This window comes from Pseudomonas sp. Root401 (assembly GCF_001425105.1).
In the GTDB taxonomy this organism is placed as follows: Bacteria; Pseudomonadota; Gammaproteobacteria; order Pseudomonadales; family Pseudomonadaceae; genus Aquipseudomonas; species Aquipseudomonas brassicacearum.
The window spans coordinates 22,525-40,383 of record NZ_LMDO01000011.1 but is presented as its reverse complement, the minus strand read 5'-3'; the positions used below and the strand labels follow the sequence as shown (position 1 = coordinate 40,383).

Below are 17,859 nucleotides of genomic sequence, written 5' to 3'. Positions count from 1 at the left end.
TTTGCCTGTGGCCTGCGTCACCGGCCCCCCGACGCCGCCGACAGGCTGTAACGGCCTTGTCGGACTCAACGTAAATCGCTGCCACGACCTGTCAGCACACCGAATCCTCTGATCGAGATACACAAGTGATCGAAAATCTACGCAACATCGCCATTATTGCTCACGTTGACCATGGTAAGACCACCCTGGTAGACAAACTCTTGCGTCAATCCGGCACCCTGGAGCGCAACGAGCTCAACGACGAGCGCGTGATGGACTCCAACGACCAGGAAAAAGAGCGCGGTATTACCATCCTGGCGAAAAACACCGCCATCAACTGGAATGGCTACCACATCAACATCGTGGATACCCCGGGCCACGCCGACTTCGGTGGTGAAGTAGAGCGCGTGATGTCGATGGTCGACTCCGTGCTGCTGCTGGTTGACGCCCAGGACGGCCCTATGCCGCAAACCCGTTTCGTGACCAAGAAGGCTTTCGAAGCCGGCCTGCGTCCGATCGTGGTGATCAACAAGGTTGACCGTCCAGGTGCGCGCCCGGACTGGGTCCTGGACCAGATCTTCGACCTGTTCGACAACCTGGGTGCCACCGAAGAACAGCTGGACTTCAAAGTCGTCTACGCCTCGGCCCTGAACGGTATTGCCGGTCTGGACCACACCAACATGGCTGAAGACATGACCCCGCTGTACCAGTCGATCGTCGACGACGTACCAGCGCCGAAAGTCGACCGTGACGGTCCGTTCCAGATGCAGATCTCGGCACTGGACTACAACAGCTTCCTGGGTGTTATCGGTGTTGGCCGTATCGCCCGTGGTCGCATCAAGCCGAACACCCCGGTGGTTGCCATCGACGCCGACGGCAAGAAGCGCAACGGTCGTATCCTCAAGCTGATGGGTCACCACGGCCTGCACCGCATCGACGTTGAAGAAGCAGCGGCCGGCGACATCGTCTGCATCAGCGGCTTCGAGCAACTGTTCATCTCCGACACCCTGTGCGACCCACTGAACGTCGAAGCGATGAAGCCGTTGACCGTCGACGAGCCAACCGTTTCCATGACCTTCCAGGTCAACGACTCGCCATTCTGCGGTAAAGAAGGCAAGTTCGTGACCAGCCGTAACATCAAGGAACGTCTGGACAAAGAGCTGCTCTACAACGTTGCACTGCGCGTTGAAGAAGGCGACTCGGCCGACAAGTTCAAGGTCTCCGGCCGTGGTGAGCTGCACCTTTCGGTACTGATCGAAACCATGCGTCGCGAAGGCTTCGAAATGGGTGTGGGCCGTCCTGAAGTGATCATCCGCATGGTTGATGGCGTCAAGCACGAACCGTACGAAAACGTGACCATCGACCTGCCGGAAGAATCCCAGGGCGCGATCATGGAGCAAATGGGCCTGCGTAAGGGCGACCTGACCAACATGGTTCCGGATGGCAAGGGCCGTGTGCGCCTTGAGTACAACATCCCGGCTCGTGGCCTGATCGGTTTCCGTAACGAGTTCCTGACCCTGACCTCCGGTGGCGGCATCCTGACTTCGATCTTCGATCGTTACGACGTGATGAAGTCCGGCGACATGTCCGGCCGTCAGAACGGTGTCCTGGTATCGGTTGCGACCGGCAAGGCACTGACCTACTCGCTGGAAACCCTGCAAGCGCGCGGCAAGCTGTTCGTCGAGCACGGCCAGGATATCTACGAAGGTCAAATCGTCGGCTTGAACAGCCGCGACAACGACCTGGGCGTGAACCCAACCAAAGGCAAGAAGCTCGACAACATGCGTGCTTCGGGCAAGGACGAAACCATCGCCCTGGTTCCGCCGGTCAAGTTCACCCTGGAGCAAGCGCTGGAGTTCGTGCAGGAAGACGAACTGTGTGAAGTCACTCCTAAGTCCATCCGTCTTCGCAAGAAGATCCTGGGCGAAAGCGAGCGTACCCGCGCTGCCAAGAAAAGCGGCAACTGAGTTTCGACTTAGTTAGCAGCTAAAAAAACGCCCCCGGTCGTGAGATCGGGGGCGTTTTTTTATGCCTGGAGTTTGTGTGTCGCCTGTCAGGGCCCTATCGCGAGCAGGCTCGCTCCCACAGTGGATCTTCAGTGGATACAGACTTCGTGTGGGAGCGAGCTTGCTCGCGATAACGGTGGTTCAGACACAGCTGAACCATCAGTCGATCAAAATTTGTCCAGCGTCCGCGGATTACGCTCGCGCTCCACTTCCTTGGGCTTGTAGGCACAATACCCCGGCCGTGGCCCGACCCGCGGATGGTTGCGGCAGGTGTCCGGGCGTTTCTCGTAAATGGTGCACAACCGGCTCTTGCGGTCCAGATAAAGGCAATCGTTGTTGCTCATGCGCTGGAGCGTGAATATCTCGGACTTCTGGTTGTAGCGCTCGACGATCCCTTCCTTTTGCAGGCGCTTGGCGATGTTCTTCGGCGGGTCGCCCAGTTCGAACTCATCGACGATGCCGATGCGGATCAGGTCCTTGATCTTGACCTCCACCGGCAGCGTGCAGCAGCTCGACACACAGGAACCGCACATCGGGGCGGAGTACTTGGCCCAGGTATCGAGTCGATCGATCTCCGCGGCGGCGATCAGGTTGGGCTTCATCATCACGGTTTACCAGCATGCATCAGGGCGCGCGATCATACCGGGACTGGTGAAATTTTGAACGACCATCCGCCAGTTTTTTTTCATCCCGGCCAAACCCGCCCGGATCGGCACGGCCCCTGCATTCATTCGACCATCCGGCAATTCCATGGCGGCGATTCTCCGACACACGGGGAAATCCACCGAACCAAGAGCCTGTACCGTCTGTCAGACCGTCTAGGCTCAGACAATTCCATGCTCGTTCGAGGTCTTATCAATGACTCAAGAACCACTTGTTCGCGAAGCTGAAGTTGCCGCATTTCGCGACGCCGTGTTGACCAAACTCACTTATGCCGTCGGCAAGGACCCGGATCATGCGTTTGATCACGATTGGTTCGAAGCCATCGCCCTCGCCGCCCGCGACCACATGGTCGAACACTGGATGGATCACACGCGACAGATCTACCGCAAGGGCCAGAAGCGCGTCTATTACCTCTCCCTGGAATTCCTCATCGGTCGCTTGCTCTACGACAGTCTGAGCAACCTCGGCCTGCTGGACACGGCGCGCGAGGCGCTGACCGAGCTGGGCGTGGACCTGGAACGCATTCGTCTGCTCGAGCCGGATGCGGCGCTGGGCAACGGCGGTCTTGGCCGCTTGGCCGCGTGCTTCATGGAAAGCATGTCGACCCTGGGCATCGCCGGCCACGGCTACGGCATCCGTTATGAACACGGCCTGTTCCGCCAGGCCATCGTTGACGGCTGGCAGCAGGAGCAGACCGAACACTGGCTGGATTTCGGCAACCCTTGGGAGTTCGAGCGGCCGGAAGTGGTGTATCCGATCGGCTTTGGTGGCAGCGTCGAAACCGTGACCGACGACGCCGGCAAGACCCGCCAAGTCTGGTCCCCGGCCGAAACCGTGCGGGCGATTGCCTATGACACGCCAGTGGTGGGCTGGCGCGGTGCCAGCGTCAATACCCTGCGCCTGTGGCGCGCCCGAGCCGTGGAAGACCTGCACCTGGAACGCTTCAACGCTGGCGACCACTTGGGTGCGGTAGCCGAAGTGGCCCGGGCCGAAAGTATTTCCCGCGTGCTGTACCCGGCCGACAGCACCGAGGCTGGCCAGGAACTGCGTCTGCGCCAGGAATACTTCTTCGTGGCCGCCTCGCTGCAAGACCTGCTGCGCCGTCATCGCAACATGCACACCTCGGTGCTGACCCTGGGCGACCACGCCGCGATCCAGCTCAACGACACTCACCCGTCCATTGCCGTGGCCGAGCTGATGCGCCAACTGGTGGACGTCTACGACGTGGCTTGGGACGCGGCCTGGCAGATCACCCAGGACACACTGTCCTACACCAACCACACGTTGCTGCCCGAAGCCCTGGAGACCTGGCCGGTGGGGCTGATGGAGCGCATGTTGCCCCGGCACATGCAGATCATCTACCTGATCAACGCCCAGCACATCGATTCACTGCGGGCCAAGGGCGTGCACGATTTCGATGTGCTGCGCTCGGTTTCGCTGATCGAAGAGGACAACGGTCGCCGGGTGCGTATGGGCAACCTGGCGTTCCTCGGTTCCCACAGCGTCAACGGCGTGTCCGGGTTGCATACCCAGTTGATGCGCAGCACGGTGTTTTCCGAGCTGCACAAGCTCTATCCGGATCGGATCAACAACAAGACCAACGGCATCACCTTCCGCCGCTGGTTGTTCCAGGCCAACGCCGAATTGACCTCGATGATGGTCGATGCCCTCGGCCCGAGCGTGCTCGACAACCCTGAGGAGCGCCTGATCGAACTGGAACCGTTTGCCGACAAGCCGGCGTTTCGCAAGCAGTTCGCCGAGCAGCGCCTGCACAGCAAGAAAGCCCTGGCTTACCTGATCCACGAGCGGCTGGGGATTGCCGTGAACCCGGCGGCGATGTTCGACGTGCAGGTCAAGCGAATCCACGAGTACAAGCGCCAGTTGCTCAACCTGATGCACACCGTGGCGCTGTACCAGGCGATCCGCGCCGAGCCGGAAGTGGACTGGGTGCCGCGGGTGAAGATCTTCGCCGGCAAGGCCGCCGCCAGTTATCACCAGGCCAAGCTCATCATCAAGCTGACCAACGACATCGCCCGGGTGGTGAACAACGACCCGACCGTGCGTGGCTTGCTCAAAGTGGTGTTCCTGCCCAACTACAACGTCAGCCTGGCCGAAAGCATCATCCCGGCGGCGGACCTGTCGGAGCAGATATCCACGGCCGGTTTCGAGGCGTCGGGCACCAGCAACATGAAGTTCGGCCTCAACGGCGCGCTGACCATCGGCACCATGGACGGCGCCAACGTGGAGATGCATGAGCGCGTCGGCGGTGAGCACATGTTCATCTTCGGCCTGACCGCCGAGCAGGTGGAGGCCCGCAAGCAAAACGGTGAGTTCAGCGCCGCGCCGGACATCGCCGCGTCCCATCGGCTCAATGATGTGCTGCAGGCGATTCGTGGCGGGGTGTTCTCGCCGGATGATCCGATGCGCTACGCCGGGCTTGTGGACTCGTTGGTGGACTACGACCGCTTCCTGGTCTGCGCCGACTTCGACTCGTACTGGAACGCCCAGGCCAAGGTCGAAGAGCGTTGGCACGACTCCAAGCAATGGTGGCGTTCGGCGGTGCTCAACACCGCGCGCATGGGCTGGTTCTCTTCGGACCGGACCATCCGCGAATATGCCACCGACATCTGGAAAGCCCTGGAGTAGCATTTGCTGTAAGAAATGTGAGCGAAGCCCAACGGCGATTGGGCTTCGTCGATATACTAGGCGCCAGTTTCGCCGGGCTGGGGTGTGGCCGGGCTCAGCACTGGAAATGCCAAGGAGCAAGGCTTGCCCGCGATGAAAACGCCGCGGTCTCTTGAGGACCGCAGCGCCTGGATCGCGAGCAAGCTTTGCTCCCACACAGCTCGCTCCCACAGGGTTTGGGGGTTTCCACTAGACTGATCCAGGCACCGCATCACCCCGGTTACGCCCGCAACGGGCCGCTTAGGGATATCGACCATGCAATGGATCTTGACGCTGTTGGGCCTGGCACTCGGCTGGGTGGTGGACGAGTCGTTCGCCGATGCGCTGATAGGCGCCTTGGTGGGGCTTGGCATCGCCCAGGCGTTTCGATTGGGGCGCCTGGGTATCCAGGCGGCCAAGCAACAGATCTTGTTGCAAGAGGCCCAGCAGAGCTTGCTCACGTTGGAGGCACGCCTGGCAGTGTTCGAGCGCGGGGCCGTTGCCGCATCGAGTGAGCCGGCGCCAGCGCCCGAGGTTGTCGTACCCCAGGCCGCGAAGCCCGAAGCGGGCACCGAGCCAGAGCTCGTCTGGGAGTTGCCGCCAGATCTCGATCCCGTTTCCACGATGGCCACCCAAGCCAGCCAACCGTTGCCCGATGACGTTTGGAAGCCCGCGCCAACCACTTCCAGCCGGCGTGCCGACCGCGACTTCGCGCCACTGCCCCTGGAGCCGATGCCCTTGGAACCGAGGGTTTCGAAACCCGCGGCCCCCCGTGGCCCGAATCTGTTCGACCGCGCCCTGATTGGCGCGCGCAACTGGCTGTTCGGCGGCAACACGGTGCTGCGGGTCGGTGTGGTGCTGTTGTTCCTCGGCCTGGCGTTTTTGCTGCGCTACGCCACCGAAGGCATGGTGGTGCCGATCGAATTGCGTTACGCCGGCGTCGCGGCCAGCGCGTTGGGCCTGTTGGGCCTGGGCTGGTGGTTGCGCCAACGCAACAGCAGCTATGCGCTGATGCTCCAGGGAACAGGGATCGCGGTGCTGTACCTGACGGTGTTCGCGGCCATGCGCTTGCATCCGTTGCTCGACTCCAAGGCGGCCCTGGGCTTGCTGGTCGCGGTGACGGTGTTCTCGGCAATCCTGGCGATTACCCAGAACGCCCTGGGCCTGGCGGCGGCTGCGGCGCTGGGTGGGTTTGCCGCGCCGATCCTGACCTCCACCGGCAGCGGCAACCACGTCGCGCTGTTCAGCTATTTCATCCTGCTCAACGCCGGCATCCTCGCGATTGCCTGGTTCAAGGCCTGGCGCCTGCTCAACCTGATCGGCTTTGTCGGCACCTTCGGCATCGGTTTCGCCTGGGGCATGCGTTCCTACACACCGGAATTGCTCTGGAGTACCGAGCCTTTCCTGATTCTGTTCTTCCTTATCTACCTGGCGATTGGCTTGCTGTTCACCCGGCGCAAGTTGCTGGAAATGCGCGATGCTCCCGAAGACGCCAGCCGCGCCGCGCTGTTGCACTGGTCGGCGCGCAAGGGCGATTACGTGGACGGCACCATGCTGTTCGGCCCGCCGCTGGTGGGCTTCGGCTTGCAGTTCGCGTTGGTGCAGCATTTTGAGTTCGCCGCTGCGTTCAGCGCCTTGGCCCTGGGCATGATCTACATGGGGCTGGCGCGGGTATTGATGGGCGGCCGCGCCCTGCTGCTGGCGGAAACCTGCCTTGCCCTGGGGGTGATTTTCGCCAGCCTGGCGATCCCCTTGGGGCTCGATGCCCGCTGGACCGCAGCGGCGTGGGCCGTGGAAGGCGCGGGGATCTTCTGGCTGGGCCTGCGCCAGCAGCGCCCATTCGCCCGGGCTTTTGCCTTGTTGCTGCAGTTGGGCTCGGCACTGGCGTTCGTCAGCGAATTGCGTATCGGCGACGGCAGCCTGCTCGATGGTTCACCGCTGGGCGCGTTGATGCTCGGCGGCGCCTTGCTGTTCACCTTCTACCAACTGCACAAGGCTGAGCCCGGACACAGCGCCAATTGGGAGCGCCGAGGCCTGCCGGTGCTGGCTGTGCTGGGGTTGAGTTTCCTCTATCTGCTGGCACCGCTGTTCTTCTTCACCCACGGCACCGCCATTACCTGGGCCCTGGCTGGATTGGCAACGCTGTTTGTTGGCCTGCGCCTGCAGTCGCGCAGCTTCCTGTTCAGCGCATTTGGGGTGCAATTGCTTGGCGGCGCGCTGTTCCTGTTGCGCTTGCAAGGCGCCGAAGTGGATTCGACGGCGGTGTTCAGCGCTGGCTGGAGCGGTTTGCTCAGCGCCTCGCTGATCGGCCTGGCGTTGATTGGCGGCATGTTGCTGGCGGCACGTGACGACATGGTGCGCAACGATGTCCGGTTGCTGCGCGGCTTGTCGGTGGTGTTGCTGGCGGGGCTGGTGCTGATCAATCTTGCGGTGCTGTTCGTCCTGCCGTGGCAAACGGCGAGCGGTGTGTGGGCGGCCAGCGGCTTGTTGATCATCTGGCTGAGCCTGTACCTGAAACAGCGCGTGAGTTTTGTCTTCGGCCTGCTGCTGCAACTGCTGGGCGGCGCGGCGTTCCTGACGGCGGGGCCGGCGCTGTTGGGGCCGCTCAACGCCGAGGATCTGCGACCGCTGGCCCATAGCGGCTTCTGGACGCCGCTGGTGCTGGGGCTGGCAGCGCTGGTGGGCGCATGGCGCCTGCAACGGGCGCACGCGGCGCAGGAACTCGAGGCCTTGGGCTTGCAGCGCCTGTCCGAGCTGCTGCTGATCTGGGGCGCCGGTTGGTGGGCGCTGGCGTGGGTCAGCGAAGTATTGCGCTTTGCCCCGGCGAACCTGCAAGGCAGCTGGCTGCTGCTGGTTGCGGCGATCAGCGTGGCGGTATGGACGGTCTTGGCGCAGCGGTTGAAATGGCCGGCGCTGGGGCTGCTGTGCACCTTGTTGATCCCGGCGGCGGGCTGTGTGCTGGTAGCAACATGGCACAGCCACTATCACCCGGCGGCGAATTTCGGCTGGCTGGCCTGGCTGGCGGTATTTGCCGTGCATTTCCTCTCTCTCAAGCGCCTGGCGCCGATGCTGCCGGCCTCGGCGCGCAGTACGGCCCACGTGCTCGGTTGCTGGTTGCTGATGGCGGTGTTGATGCTGGAGTTGCGTTACGGCCTGCTGTTGCTGTCCGAGCAGTACAACGCCTGGCGCTGGCTGGCCTGGGCGGTCCTGCCAGGTCTTTACCTGGTGCTGATGGCCACGCCGCGTACCTTGCCGTGGCCGGTATCGGCCCAACCGCGCGAATACCGTGTCTATGCGGCGGCGCCGATGGCGCTGTTGATGCTCGGTTGGTTCTGGCTGACCAACACCTTCAGCGATGGCAACTCAGAGCCGCTGCCTTATGTGCCGTTGCTCAATCCCTTGGAGCTGGGCCTGCTGTTCGCCTTGTTCGGTATCTATGTGTGGGCCCGCAACGCCGTGGCGCAATCGACGAACCGTTGGAATCGCGTCGGGCACATCGCCCAGTTGATCGCCGGTGTGTCGCTGTTCGCGTTCTTCACCGCCCTGGTGATGCGCACTGCCCACCAGTGGATGGGTGTCCCGTACGAACTGGATGCGCTGCTCGAGTCGATGTTCGTGCAGGCCGGCTTGTCCATTGTCTGGACCCTGATTGCCCTGGGCCTGATGATCGGTGGGCATTTGCGCCACCGTCGTGAAGTGTGGCTGATCGGCGCGGCGTTGATCGCGGTGGTCGTGGCCAAGCTGTTCTTTGTCGAATTGAGTAACCGTGGCGGTCTGGCGCGGATTGTTTCGTTTATCGGTGTAGGCGTGTTGCTGCTGGTAGTGGGCTATTTTGCGCCGCTGCCGCCCAAGCGCCCGGAGACGGTCGCGCAGGATGAGCCGCCTATGCCTGTCAGTGAGGGAGTGTCGTCTTGAGTCGCAAGTTGAGTCGGATCGGGCTGGGCGTGGTGGGGTTATGGGCGGCATTGTCGGCCGTGGCCCAGGAGCAACCGGCGGATTTCGCCCATCAGGTGCCATTGGTCTTGAGCGGTGAAGGGCCGTGGTATCGGCTCCCATTGCCGCTGGACGTGCAGTTGCAGGCACGGCAGACCGACCTGAGCGATCTGCGGGTCTTCAACGCGGCCGGCCAGGCCCAGGCCTACGCCCTGGTGCGTGAGTCGGCCCAGAGCCGGGAAAACCGCACCCTCACCGACGTGAAGTGGTTCCCGCTGTACAACGCCGCAGATGACAACGAGCGCGCGCCCAGTGTGCGGGTGCAATCGAATGCCAACGGCACCTTGGTGGAAGTCCAACCCTCCAGCCGGCTCGAAGCAGGGGAGGAGGAGCTGCGTGGCTGGTTGCTGGATGCCAGCGCGATCAAGGCGCCGTTGCAGCAATTGGTCCTCGACTGGACCAGTGAGCGCGACGGTTTCCAGCGGTTCACCATCGAAGCCAGTGACGACTTGCAACACTGGCAGTCGTGGGGTGAAGGCCAGGTGGCGCGCTTGACCTTTGCCGATGAGCGGGTCGAGCAGCATGAAGTGAGCTTGCCGGGGCAATCGGCGCGTTACCTGCGATTGTTGTGGGATTCGCCGTCCTCCGCGCCGATCCTGACCTCGGCCCAACTGCAAAGCGCCAGCCGCGAAAGCCTGCCGTTGCCGTTGGCCTGGTCGCAGCCATTGGCCGGCAGCACCACGAAGGCCGGTGAATACACCTGGCAGTTGCCCATGGGGCTGAACATCGAGCAGGTGCAGGTCGAGCTGAGCCAGGCCAACAGCCTGGCGCCAGTGACCTTGGCCGGTCGCCGTGAAAGCAGCCATCCGTGGCAACCGCTGGGCAGTGGCTTGCTCTATCGCCTGACCCAGAACGGCCAGGATGTGCTGCAAAACCAATTGCAACTGTCCGGCCAGACCGTGCAGCAATTGAAATTGACCGTGGACGAGCGTGGCGGCGGCTTGGGTAGCGAAGCCCCGGCCCTGCGCTTTGCCGTGCGTCCGACCCAGGTGGTGTTTCTGGCGCGCGGCGAAGGGCCCTACAGCCTGGCCCTGGGCAGCGCGACAGTGAAAGCGGCCAGCTTGCCCTTGACCACGCTGGTGCCCGATTACAAACCGTCGCGCCTGGCGACGCTGGGTACGGCGACCGTGAACGGCGCGGCCACGTCCACCCCGGCTGCGGCCACGGCAACCACGCCTGCGACGGTCGATACCAATTGGAAGAAAATCGGCTTGTGGGCGGTGCTGCTGCTCAGCGTGCTGTTCCTTGCGGCGATGGCGTTCAGCCTGTTGCGCAAGCCGCCCGTCAAATCCCCGTAGGAGCTGTCGAGCGAAGCGAGGCTGCGATCTTGTCCCAGGCAATTGAATCTTGGCGTGAAAGATCAAGATCAAAAGATCGCAGCCTCGCTTCGCTCGACAGCTCCTACGCAGGTTGGCAGGCCTGGATATGAACTCAATCCTCCATTCCCCGTCTCATAGGAGGAATTAAGTCCCGACTCGCGCTAAACTGCGCTGGTTTTTCCGCCCCCTATTCTTCGGAGCCGTCCATGTCCCGCGTTACCTTGAGTCGCTATTTGATTGAGCAGACCCGCAGCAACAACACCCCTGCCGATCTGCGCTTTTTGATCGAAGTGGTGGCGCGTGCATGCAAGGAGATCAGCCACGCCGTCTCCAAAGGCGCGCTGGGTGGTGTCCTGGGCAGCATGGGCACCGAAAACGTGCAGGGCGAAGTGCAGAAGAAGCTCGACGTGCTGTCCAACGAAATCCTGCTCGAAGCCAACGAATGGGGCGGTCACCTGGCCGGCATGGCGTCCGAGGAAATGGACAATGCCTACCAGATCCCGGGCAAATACCCCAAGGGTGCCTACCTGCTGGTGTTCGACCCACTGGACGGTTCGTCGAACATCGACATCAACGCACCAGTTGGCACCATCTTCTCGGTACTGCGTTGCCCGAACGAGCACCTGAGCCAGAACGAAGCCTTGAATGAAAAGGCCTTCCTGCAGCCAGGCACCGAACAGGTCGCCGCCGGTTATGCCATCTACGGCCCTCAGACCATGCTGGTGCTGACCCTGGGCGACGGCGTCAAGGGCTTCACCCTGGACCGCGAGATGGGCAGCTTCGTACTGACCCACGAAGACATCACCATTCCTGAAACTACCCAGGAATTCGCCATCAACATGTCCAACCAGCGTCACTGGGAAGCCCCGGTAAAACGCTACGTCGAAGAATTGCTGGCGGGCGAAGAAGGCCCGCTGAAAAAGAACTACAACATGCGCTGGGTCGCCGCGATGGTTGCCGATGTGCACCGTATCCTGACCCGTGGCGGTCTGTTCATGTACCCGCGCGACAGCCGTGAGCCGTCCAAGCCGGGCAAGCTGCGCCTGATGTACGAAGCCAACCCGATGTCGTTCCTGGTGGAACAGGCCGGCGGCGCTTCCACCGACGGCCACCAGCGCATCCTCGATATCAAGCCCGACGGCCTGCACCAGCGCGTAGCAGTGTTCCTCGGCTCGAAGGAAGAAGTGGCGCGCGTTACGGCTTACCACAAGGAATAAATCATGGCCGAGCCCTGGCAGCCGTTGCTCGATTGGTGGTTTGGTTCAGCCAAGACACCGGACGAAATATCGGCTGACAGAGGCAAGCTATGGTTCGGCAAACGCCATGATCGCCAGGCGCAAGAGCGCTTCGGCGATCGGGTCGAGCAGGCACTGGCCGGTGGATTGACCGACTGGGCGCAACGCCCGGAAGGTTGGCTGGCCCTGGTGCTGCTACTCGACCAACTCCCGCGAATGATCTTTCGCGACACCCCCAAGGCCTTCTCCGGTGACCTGCGTGCCCAAGCGCTGGTGGCCCAGGGCATGGCGGCGGGTTTCGACCGGCAACTCAAACCGATCCAACGCGTATTCGTCTACCTCGTGCTCGAACACTGCGAAAACCTCGCGGTGCAGAACGAGGCCGTATCGCGGTTTATCGACCTGGTGCGAGAACAACCGGAGGCGCAGCGGGCGGTGTTTGAAGACAACCTCGATTATGCCGAGCGGCATCAGAAGATCATTGCCCGGTTTGGGCGCTTTCCCCATCGCAATGCGGTGTTGGGGCGCGAGTCCACGGCTGAGGAAGTGGAATTCTTGACCAGGCCGGGGTCCAGGTTCTAGTGAGTTGTCAATGACTGCTTCGAAGCAATCGCTTCATTAGCAGCGTGGGCAAGCTCTTGCGGTTATCGGCAATGATATGGATATAAATCGTTTGGCCCCGCACCTCATAAATGATTCGGTTCATCCCTGACAATATCTGACGGTACTGACCGAGATTCAGTCTTTCGATTTCTTCTGGAATCGATCCCGCATAAGGCAAGGTTTCCAAATGACGGATCGCCGTTTTCAGGCTGGCATAAGTGTTTTGCCAGGTCTGGAAAGAAAACCGTTCGATGAGATAGGCGCGAAGCTCTTTAAGATCTGTTTCAGCCGACTGAAGAATGACAATCTTTAACCTCATTGGACATCGGCCTTGTCCAGATCACTGAAGACATCTTCAATTTCTCTGAATTTACCGTTTTCAATTTCATGGTTGCCCATTGCCAATAGCTTTAACAGCGCCATGGTGTCTTCTTGTTCTTCGAAGCTTTTTACATCCATAACCACGAGCTTGGCTTCACCGTTTTGAGTGATGATCAAAGGCTCTCTGCTTTCTGTGATGCTCTTGACGATTTCGGCGGTGTGGCTCTTCAAATAGCTGATGGGTTTGATTTGGGATGACAGCTTCATGGGTGCTGGCCTCGAAAGAGTGAATGGACTGAGTTTAGTCTTAATTCAGTCTTACGTCAGGCTGTGTTGATATAATTCCTGCGAGGCTGATGCCGCTATCGCGAGCAAGCTCGCTCCCAAAGAGATCTTTGTGGCAAAGATATCTACTGTAGGAGCGAGCTTGCTCGCGATGGGGTCATTCCAGGCACTAGATCCGGAAACTACCTACCAACTGCTTCAACCGCGCCGCCTGCTGTTCAAGGTCGGCACAGGCCCGCAAGGTGGCTTGCAGGTTTTCCACGCCTTCCTGGTTCAGGGTGTTGATCTCGGTGATGTCGACGTTGATCGACTCCACCACGGCGGTCTGTTCTTCGGTGGCGGTGGCCACGGACTGGTTCATGCCGTCGATTTCACCAATACGCTGGGTCACGCTGCCCAGGCGTTCGCCGGCCTGGTTGGCGATGCCGACGCTGCTTTCGCTCTGGCGCTGGCTGTCGGTCATGGTCAGCACCGCTTCCCGGGCGCCGACTTGCAGTTCTTCGATCATTTTCTGCACCTGCTGCGCCGAATCCTGGGTGCGGTGGGCCAGGTTGCGTACTTCATCGGCGACCACCGCGAAGCCGCGTCCGGCTTCACCGGCACGGGCCGCTTCAATGGCGGCGTTGAGGGCGAGCAGGTTGGTCTGCTGGGAAATGCTGGTGATCACCTCAAGAATCTGGCCGATGTTCACCGTGTTGCTGTTCAAGGTTTCGATGTTGCCGCACGAATCGCTGATCTTGGCCGACAACTGCTGCATGGCCGCGATGGTTTTATCCACCACTTGTTGGCCATCTTCAGCCAGGCTGCGCGCATCGCTGGAATGCTGCGAGGCGAGGGCGGCGTTCTGGGCGATTTCCTGGGCGGCGGCACCGAGCTGGTTGATGGCCGCGGCCACGCTGCTGGTGCGCGAAGCTTGCTGGTCGGAGTTGAACATCGATGAGTTGGACGCGCTGACCACGCGCAGCGCGACTTCGTTGACCTGGCCGGTGGCCGAGGCCACTTCACGGATCGAGGTATGAATGCGCTCGACAAAGCGGTTGAACGAAGTCCCAAGCGCGCCGAATTCGTCGTGGCCGTGGATGACCAGGCGCCGGGTCAGGTCGCCTTCGCCTTCGGCGATGTCGTGCATGGCGCGGCCCATGGTCAGCAGCGGTTGCATCAGCACGCGGATCAACATGCCGAGCAGGGCGATGATGAAGACCACGGCGATGGCCATGGCGATCAGCGCCGACGTACGGAACTCACTGAGCATCGCCAGCGCGGTGTCCTTGTCGAGCACCAGCGCCACGTACCAGTCGGCTCCCGGCACGCCGTTAACGTGGGTGAAGGAGATGAATTGGGTCTTGCCGTCGAGGTCGACTTCTTTCACGCCCGGGCTGATTTGCGGCGCGCCGTTGGGGTAGGCCTCGGCCAGGGTCTTGAGCACGCGCTTGCTGTCGGGGTGGATCAGTATCTTGCCGTCGGCGCTGACGATGAACGCGTGGCCGTGGCCGCCGAAGTTCAGCGAGTTGATGATGGCGCTGACGCTGGACAGGTCGATGTCCGCACCGGCCACGCCGATCATCTGGTTCTGGTGCTGCACCGGAGTGGCGACGGTGATCACCAGCTTGCCCGACGAGGCGGCGATGTAGGGTTCGGTGACGATGGTTTGCTGTGCGCTGTTGGCGGCCTTGTACCAGCCACGGGCGCGCGGGTCGTAGTCGGCGGCGCGATTGCCGGCCGGTACCGAGAACATCACGCCGTCGGTGCCGCCAAAATAACTGAGCTGGAAATTGCCGGTGTAGGCCGGCAGGCCCACGGCGCGCTTGAGGCTGTCGGCGCTGCTGCCGTCCACGGCAATCTGCTGGGCCAGCGATTGCAGCAACTGGATGCGGCCATCGACCCACGTCTGGATGTTACGGCTGGTCAGGCTGCCGAGTTCCTGCATGGAGGTTTCGGTGCTGGCGTTCAAGCTCTGGCGTTGACGATAGTCGTTGAACAGGATGAAACAGGCGAATGCAACGGCCACCACGAGGGCGGCAGCCAGCAGGATTTTATGGCTGAATTTCATGTTTCTGGTCATTAATAACACTACCGCGGAGGGACGGGTCAGGACGGGCCGTCAATTTGCCATAACGCATTCGTTTGCGCTGTTTCTTTTTATCGGCGTGCCAGAGCGCCCCATCAGCCGGTAGCGGTTCAATTCCGACGAAATGCACGACGCTGTCACAAAGTGAGTGTTTCACCGATGAAACACCTGGCCAGACCCAATAAATACCGGGGGTGCCGGGGAACCAGATAGGGGTTTTCTCTTCTAAGCTTCTGGTTGGCACCTGCCACCCCCCTTCCGTTCCAGGAGTTACACCATGTCGCTGCGATCTATCGCCTTGTTGTTTGTGTGTGTCGTATTGACTGCATGCAGCAAGGTCAACCAGGAAAACTACTCGAAGCTGTCGGCTGGCATGCCCAAGTCCGAAGTCGAAACGTTACTGGGGAAACCGACCGATTGTTCAGGCGCGCTCGGAATGTCCAGTTGCACCTGGGGCGACCAGAAAAGCTTTATCAGCGTGCAGTACGCCGGTGACAAAGTGTTGATGTTTTCCGGCCAAGGCCTGAAGTAAACCGAGGCCAGAGGCCTGCGGGAGAAAAATAATGATGCGGTTAGTGTTTGTGCTTTTAGCTGGCCTGATTTTGGCTGGCTGTGCCACTTCTGGCGAAGATCCGCTGGCACCCAAGACGGTCAACAGCGTCAATCTCAAGCGTTACCAAGGGACCTGGTATGAATTGGCCCGCCTGCCCATGTACTTCCAGCGCAATTGCGCGCAATCGGAAGCTCACTACACCCTCAAGCCAGACGGCAACGTGGGTGTGCTCAATCGCTGCCTGACCTCGGACTGGCAGTGGGAAGAAGCCAGGGGCACCGCCACGCCGCAGGTGCCGGGCAAGACCGACAAGCTCTGGGTCGAGTTTGATAACTGGTTTTCGCGGATCGTGCCGGGGGTGGCGAAAGGGCAATACTGGGTGTTGTACGTCAGCGATGACTACAAGACCGCCATCGTCGGCGACCCAAGCCGTCGCCACATGTGGCTGCTGTCCCGTACACCGACCGTCAATAGCGTCGTGCGCGAGGAACTGCTGAGCATCGCGCGCCAGCAGGGCTACGACACCACGCGCTTGATCTGGCGCGCGTCGGATCGGCAGATGGCCAAGACCTCGGACTAACTGCCACCCGAAAGCCAATGTGGGAGCGAGCTTGCTCGCGATAGCGGACTTTCAGTCAACATGTATGTTGAAGGTAAAGGCCTCATCGCGAGCAAGCTCGCTCCCACATTTTTTATCCGCGTCAGCCTAAAAGTTCGCGCAGTACCTGGGTAAACGCCCGGGCGCTTTGCTCTTCGCCGGCATGCCGACCATCGCGCACCACCCACCGGCCGCCGACCATCACATCGCGCACCTGGCGATCGCCGCCGGCAAACAGCCAGCGATTGAGGATCCCGTCGCCCTGGGCCGTGGCCAGGTATGGGTCGCTGCCATCGAGCACCAGCCAGTCGGCGCGCTTGCCGATTTCGAGGGCGCCGATCGGTTGCCCCAGGGCCTGGGCACCGCCTTCCAGCGCCGCATCGAACAGGGTGCGGCCGACCATCGGCTGGTCCGCTCGATACAAGCGGTTGCGCCGTTGATCCCGCAGGCGCTGGCCATATTCCAGCCAGCGCAGTTCTTCTACCACGCTCAGCGATACATGGCTGTCAGAGCCGATCCCCAGGCGCCCGCCCTGGGCGAGGAAATCCACGGCCGGGAAAATCCCGTCCCCCAGGTTGGCTTCGGTGGTCAGGCACAGGCCAGCAATCGCCCGGCTCCTGGCCATGAGGCTGACTTCCTGGGCGTTGGCGTGGGTGGCGTGGACCAGGCACCAGCGCTGGTCGACTTCGGTGTTTTCGTACAGCCATTGCAGCGGGCGGGCGCCACTCCAGCTCAGGCAATCGTCGACTTCCTTCTGCTGCTCGGCAATGTGAATGTGCACCGGGCACTCACGGTCACTGGAGGCCAGCACATCCTGAATCTGCCCGGGTGTCACGGCGCGCAGCGAGTGGAAGCACAGACCCAGCGCCTGGGACGGCTGCCCGGCCAGGATCGGCTGCAAGCGTGACTGAAGCTTCAAGTAGTTTTCGGTGCTGTTGATGAACCGGCGCTGCCCGTCATTGGGCGCCTGGCCGCCAAAACCGGAGTGGCTGTAGAGCACCGGCAGCAGCGTCAGGCCGATACCGGCAGCGCTGGCGGCGTGGCTGATGCGCAGGGCCAGCTCCGCCGGGTCGGCGTAGGGCGCGCCATCGGTGTCGTGGTGCACATAGTGGAATTCGGCGACCGAGGTGTAGCCGGCCTTGAGCATTTCGATGTACAGCTGGCGGGCGATGATGCCGAGTTGGTCGGGACTGATTTTTCCGACGAGGCGGTACATCAAGTCGCGCCAGGTCCAGAAACTGTCGTTGGGATTGCCCGCCACTTCCGCCAGCCCGGCCATCGCCCGTTGGAAGGCATGGGAGTGCAGGTTCGGCATGCCCGGCAACAGCGGACCGCCCAGCCGCTCGGCGCCGTCTGCGTGGGAATCGGCCTGGATATGGGTCAGGACGCCTTCGGCATCGACCTCAAGACGTACATCATGGGCCCATCCACTAGGCAGCAGCGCGCGTTCGGCAAAGAAGGCGGACATGGTTCAACCTCATCGTGCGTAATTTGTATATACATATACAGACGTTTGCCTGGCCGGTAAACTCCGGCAAGCTAGCAACCTTATCCGCAGAACAGGGAACCGCC

At 61.5% G+C, this 17,859-nt stretch carries 13 protein-coding genes; 8 read left to right on the top strand and 5 right to left on the bottom strand.

Translation table 11 applies throughout. From position 1 onward, the window contains the following. The first annotated feature begins 125 nt into the window (after positions 1-125). Complete coding sequence (gene typA, locus ASC85_RS09540; protein WP_047226918.1) at positions 126-1,946, top strand: translational GTPase TypA; 1,821 nt, start codon at positions 126-128, stop codon at positions 1,944-1,946. 206 nt (positions 1,947-2,152) lie between these two features. Here the strand turns inward: typA and ASC85_RS09535 are convergent, their stop codons facing one another. Further along, positions 2,153-2,590, bottom strand: a complete 438-nt coding sequence (locus ASC85_RS09535) for a YkgJ family cysteine cluster protein (RefSeq protein ID WP_003196865.1) — start codon at positions 2,588-2,590, stop codon at positions 2,153-2,155. A gap of 253 nt (positions 2,591-2,843) precedes the next feature. Here ASC85_RS09535 and ASC85_RS09530 point away from each other — a divergent pair, with 253 nt between their 5' ends. The 5 genes from ASC85_RS09530 to ASC85_RS09505 all read left to right on the top strand — a co-directional run bounded on the left by ASC85_RS09530 (position 2,844) and on the right by ASC85_RS09505 (position 12,441). Continuing rightward, the gene (locus ASC85_RS09530) at positions 2,844-5,294 is read left to right on the top strand and encodes a glycogen/starch/alpha-glucan phosphorylase (protein ID WP_057449141.1); all 2,451 of its coding nucleotides are present in this window, start codon (positions 2,844-2,846) and stop codon (positions 5,292-5,294) included. Positions 5,295-5,588: 294 nt separating this feature from the next. Then, positions 5,589-9,227, top strand: coding sequence for a DUF2339 domain-containing protein (locus ASC85_RS09520; protein ID WP_057449139.1), 3,639 nt, complete (start codon positions 5,589-5,591; stop codon positions 9,225-9,227). Next, a complete protein-coding gene (locus ASC85_RS09515) occupies positions 9,224-10,603 on the top strand; it encodes a DUF3999 domain-containing protein (protein WP_057449138.1) in 1,380 nt (459 codons plus the stop codon). Before ASC85_RS09520 ends, ASC85_RS09515 begins: the two co-directional genes overlap by 4 nt. Before the next feature lie 227 nt (positions 10,604-10,830). Beyond that, on the top strand, positions 10,831-11,841 hold the full coding sequence (locus ASC85_RS09510; protein WP_057449137.1) for a class 1 fructose-bisphosphatase: 1,011 nt from the start codon (positions 10,831-10,833) through the stop codon (positions 11,839-11,841). A gap of 3 nt (positions 11,842-11,844) precedes the next feature. Beyond that, positions 11,845-12,441, top strand: a complete 597-nt coding sequence (locus tag ASC85_RS09505; RefSeq protein ID WP_057449136.1) for a DUF924 family protein — start codon at positions 11,845-11,847, stop codon at positions 12,439-12,441. A gap of 7 nt (positions 12,442-12,448) precedes the next feature. Here the strand turns inward: ASC85_RS09505 and ASC85_RS09500 are convergent, their stop codons facing one another. The 3 genes from ASC85_RS09500 to ASC85_RS09490 form a co-directional block, all read right to left on the bottom strand. Next, a complete protein-coding gene (locus tag ASC85_RS09500) occupies positions 12,449-12,781 on the bottom strand; it encodes a type II toxin-antitoxin system RelE/ParE family toxin (RefSeq protein ID WP_057449135.1) in 333 nt (110 codons plus the stop codon). Continuing rightward, positions 12,778-13,050, bottom strand: coding sequence for a type II toxin-antitoxin system Phd/YefM family antitoxin (locus ASC85_RS09495; protein WP_057449134.1), 273 nt, complete (start codon positions 13,048-13,050; stop codon positions 12,778-12,780). The genes ASC85_RS09500 and ASC85_RS09495 overlap by 4 nt, the downstream gene beginning before the upstream one ends. A 187-nt stretch (positions 13,051-13,237) precedes the next feature. Beyond that, entirely contained in the window at positions 13,238-15,130 is a 1,893-nt protein-coding gene (locus ASC85_RS09490; protein ID WP_201785293.1) for a methyl-accepting chemotaxis protein, read from the bottom strand. A gap of 283 nt (positions 15,131-15,413) precedes the next feature. On the opposite strand from ASC85_RS09490, the gene ASC85_RS09485 reads away from it, so the two are divergent. Continuing rightward, a complete protein-coding gene (locus ASC85_RS09485) occupies positions 15,414-15,668 on the top strand; it encodes a hypothetical protein (protein WP_003196877.1) in 255 nt (84 codons plus the stop codon). A gap of 31 nt (positions 15,669-15,699) precedes the next feature. After that, positions 15,700-16,269: a lipocalin family protein gene (locus ASC85_RS09480; protein WP_057449132.1), complete on the top strand. Its 570-nt coding sequence runs from the start codon at positions 15,700-15,702 to the stop codon at positions 16,267-16,269. Positions 16,270-16,390: 121 nt separating this feature from the next. On the opposite strand, the gene ASC85_RS09475 is transcribed toward ASC85_RS09480, so the two are convergent. Beyond that, positions 16,391-17,755, bottom strand: a complete 1,365-nt coding sequence (locus tag ASC85_RS09475) for a formimidoylglutamate deiminase (protein ID WP_057449131.1) — start codon at positions 17,753-17,755, stop codon at positions 16,391-16,393. Between the last annotated feature and the right edge of the window lie 104 nt (positions 17,756-17,859).

Excerpts from the sequence above, each read along its gene's own strand:
- ASC85_RS09535 (WP_003196865.1), bottom strand. The coding sequence starts at position 2,590 with ATGATGAAGCCCAACCTGATCGCCGCCGCGGAGATCGATCGACTCGAT.
- ASC85_RS09530 (WP_057449141.1), top strand. The coding sequence starts at position 2,844 with ATGACTCAAGAACCACTTGTTCGCGAAGCTGAAGTTGCCGCATTTCGC.
- ASC85_RS09520 (WP_057449139.1), top strand. The coding sequence starts at position 5,589 with ATGCAATGGATCTTGACGCTGTTGGGCCTGGCACTCGGCTGGGTGGTG.
- ASC85_RS09510 (WP_057449137.1), top strand. The coding sequence starts at position 10,831 with ATGTCCCGCGTTACCTTGAGTCGCTATTTGATTGAGCAGACCCGCAGC.
- ASC85_RS09505 (WP_057449136.1), top strand. The coding sequence starts at position 11,845 with ATGGCCGAGCCCTGGCAGCCGTTGCTCGATTGGTGGTTTGGTTCAGCC.
- ASC85_RS09500 (WP_057449135.1), bottom strand. The coding sequence starts at position 12,781 with ATGAGGTTAAAGATTGTCATTCTTCAGTCGGCTGAAACAGATCTTAAA.
- ASC85_RS09495 (WP_057449134.1), bottom strand. The coding sequence starts at position 13,050 with ATGAAGCTGTCATCCCAAATCAAACCCATCAGCTATTTGAAGAGCCAC.
- ASC85_RS09490 (WP_201785293.1), bottom strand. The coding sequence starts at position 15,130 with ATGACCAGAAACATGAAATTCAGCCATAAAATCCTGCTGGCTGCCGCC.
- ASC85_RS09485 (WP_003196877.1), top strand. The coding sequence starts at position 15,414 with ATGTCGCTGCGATCTATCGCCTTGTTGTTTGTGTGTGTCGTATTGACT.
- ASC85_RS09480 (WP_057449132.1), top strand. The coding sequence starts at position 15,700 with ATGATGCGGTTAGTGTTTGTGCTTTTAGCTGGCCTGATTTTGGCTGGC.
- ASC85_RS09475 (WP_057449131.1), bottom strand. The coding sequence starts at position 17,755 with ATGTCCGCCTTCTTTGCCGAACGCGCGCTGCTGCCTAGTGGATGGGCC.